General features: G+C 28.6%; 3 protein-coding genes. 2 read left to right on the forward strand and 1 reads right to left on the reverse strand.

Features of this window, described 5'->3' with window-relative positions:
• Positions 1-333: 333 nt before the first annotated feature.
• Positions 334-1,503 carry a multidrug efflux MFS transporter NorA gene (norA, locus tag CD113_RS11120; RefSeq protein WP_002464913.1) on the reverse strand — a complete coding sequence of 390 codons (1,170 nt, stop codon included), beginning with the start codon at positions 1,501-1,503 and terminating at the stop codon, positions 334-336.
• Positions 1,504-1,691: 188 nt separating this feature from the next.
• Here norA and CD113_RS11125 point away from each other — a divergent pair, with 188 nt between their 5' ends.
• The gene (locus CD113_RS11125) at positions 1,692-2,117 is read left to right on the forward strand and encodes a PPC domain-containing DNA-binding protein (protein WP_002464912.1); all 426 of its coding nucleotides are present in this window, start codon (positions 1,692-1,694) and stop codon (positions 2,115-2,117) included.
• Between the two features lie 174 nt (positions 2,118-2,291).
• Complete coding sequence (locus tag CD113_RS11130; RefSeq protein ID WP_002464911.1) at positions 2,292-2,909, forward strand: DUF1361 domain-containing protein; 618 nt, start codon at positions 2,292-2,294, stop codon at positions 2,907-2,909.
• Positions 2,910-3,005: the final 96 nt, after the last annotated feature.

Genomic DNA, 3,005 nt, shown 5'->3' on the forward strand with positions numbered 1-3,005 from the left:
TCTTAACATAGTTTTACTACTAAAAAGATATGTGGATTACAATTTAAAATGAATGTAATATTTGTAATATTATTAATACTAATTATATTTATTTGTTACAAAATTTTATCAACCTGTCTTAATTGTCTTGGTTAAAATTTACTATTTAATAAAATGAAGATATATAGAAATGAATTTACAAAAAATTATTTCGTCTCCCCCTCATTATGATTGTCTAGAACTATTAGATGTTGATTTTTAATATGTTATATCACAAACAATGACTTTTATCTGATTTACTTTAAATATTCATTTTGGTTTAGCTACTTCTTGTTTATATAAACTTCTACATTATTAATTGTTTTGTTGTTTCTTCAAGCTTGAACGATGTCTTTTTTCTATTAATACAATAACAATACCCGCTAGTGAAACACCGATGGCCATATATAATGGTGCTTCTATATGAACGTCAAATAAGGCACCAGCAATCAAAGGACCAACGAAGTTTCCCATACTCGTAAACGTTGAGTTTAATCCTCCAGCGAAACCTTGTCGATCGCCTGCTATATTAGAAAAATAGTTAGTAATAGCTGGTCTAATCATATCGAAACCAATAAAGACAATAAAACTAATTATCATAATTGACCAATAACTATGCGCTATAACTAATAATCCGAGTACAATAGCTGAATATAATAGCGACCATGCAATAAAGTTTAATTCTGATAAATATTTCATAAACTTATCAAAGAAGTAAATTTGGAATAATGCCCCAAATATACCACCACCAGTAATGGCAATAGATATATCTTTAGGTGAATAATCAGCTTTATATGAAGTATAAAGTGAAAATAGTGTTTCAAATGCCGATAAGCCAAAAGCCAATACTAAAGTTAAAATGACGGGTGTAATGAATACTTTCCAATTTATTTTAGTTAACAACTGTGGTTCAATACGTTGAAATCCTGTTGTTGTAGCTTTTTTAGGATTTTTAATTAAAATGACTGACATGATAAATGCAATTACGCCTAATGCTCCAGCAAAATAGAAAGGCAAGCGATGAGAGACCTCTGCCATAAATCCACCAATACCTGGACCTAAGATAAATCCTGAATTAATAATTGCTGACATATAACCAAAATTTTTGGCTTTTTTATCTGCTGGAGAAATATCTGCAATTAATCCTGTTACACCAGGCATGACCATTCCTGCACTCATACCACCAATAATTCTTGATAGTATCAGGATTGAAAAGCTATGTCCGACAGCAAACATAAACTCTGATGCTGAAAAACATACTAATCCTAAGCATATAATTAATTTTTTCCCAAGTTTATCTGCGAGAGTGCCTCCAAAAGGTGAAATAATCATTTGCGATAAGGCAAATGCTGCTACAAGTAAACCTAAATCGCTACCTTTTAATCCTAAATCTTCTAGATACACTGGTAATACAGGGACAACTAAACCAATACCTAAAAAGATAAGAAAAATATTAAAATATAATGTAAATAGTTGCTTATTCATTTGCCCACCTCTTTTGTCAATTACTTCTATATCAATGATATATTATTAATATTTATATATTACTAAAAGTTTCTATATTGTATTATAACTTAACTCTTTTTGACAATAATAAATTCAATTTTATTATCTGTTTGTAACTTTATATGTATAATTAAGATAACATATTATCTTTTTTAGGAGGTATTTTTATGAAAATGCAAGTGTCTCAAAATGTTATTTTATTAGTTTTAGAGCAAGGTGAAGACATCGTTTCAGCTGTCACTAAAATTGCCGAAGACCACAGTAAAAAATTTGGAACCGTCAGCGGTATCGGTGCTTGTGACGATGTCACATTAAATTTCTATAATTTATCAACACAACAATATGAAGAACATCATATTCATCAACCATTAGAATTAACAAGCTTATTAGGTAATATTTCACGAATTGATGATAAAGCCTTCGCGCATTTGCATGCTACATTTGGTGATGATCAATATCGAACTTATAGTGGGCATCTTGCTAAAGCAATTGTATCGGCTACTGCTGAAATCGTCATTACATTGACTGATATGGATATTAACCGGGAATTTAATGACCATATTGGTTTGAATTTACTCAGTCCAAAGTCGTAATTTATTTTAGTTGATTACCTTATTAATACAAGTTATTATATATGCTTAACAAATCTATTCAGACGAGATAGTTTGTTAAGCATTTTATAATTTCATGACATACTTTGTTAACTAATTTGCAGTCATTTATATTGTAAGTGCTTAACACAATTGATAGAAAGTAGTGTTATATACATGCAACCTCGATACATAGCTAGAATATATTTCTTAATACTCTTCAGTATTTCTCTTTTTGAAAATACAGTATTTAATTTTATGACGTTAAATGTATTCCTAGCTTATATTCCTTTTGAATTAAGTTTGCTACTCAAACTTTTCAAACCAGCTAAAAAATATGAATGGCCATTATATATTATTTTTTGTGCTATATTTGTATTGATTTTGCCTAATACATTTTATATGGTGACAGATTTAATTCATTTAAATCAGTTCCATTTCAATTTTTATGCTGGTCTCAATATTTTAGAATGGACATATTTTACATATCTTTTGTTAGGTGTCTTTTTCGCTATATATATCATGATATTAATTTATGTTGAAATTTTAACTTTGACATCAAACTTATGGTTTAATCGACTAAATGTTTTGGTTTTAATGTTTTTAAATGGTTTTGGAATATACATTGGTCGTTTTTTACGTCTTCATTCAGTTTATATTTTTAATGAACCAGTAAAAATTTTTCAAGATATATTGCTAGCATTAACCCCTAAAGCTTTTATTTTTGTTTTATTTATGGTGATTATGCAAAGTGCTTTGTTACTTTTAGTTAAAGGAGTTAAGTTAGCAAAATGACTTTCAATTTAATCGTATTAATACTATTAACTATAGTCTTTCAACTTATTATCGGTCATTTATGGCATGCAATGGGATATAGTTATAAACCTGTCT

This window comes from Staphylococcus simiae, from assembly GCF_002902085.1.
In the GTDB taxonomy this organism is placed as follows: domain Bacteria; phylum Bacillota; class Bacilli; order Staphylococcales; family Staphylococcaceae; genus Staphylococcus; species Staphylococcus simiae.

Coding starts and splice junctions, on each gene's coding strand:
- CD113_RS11130 (WP_002464911.1), top strand. CDS start 2,292: ATGCAACCTCGATACATAGCTAGAATATATTTCTTAATACTCTTCAGT.
- norA (WP_002464913.1), bottom strand. CDS start 1,503: ATGAATAAGCAACTATTTACATTATATTTTAATATTTTTCTTATCTTT.
- CD113_RS11125 (WP_002464912.1), top strand. CDS start 1,692: ATGAAAATGCAAGTGTCTCAAAATGTTATTTTATTAGTTTTAGAGCAA.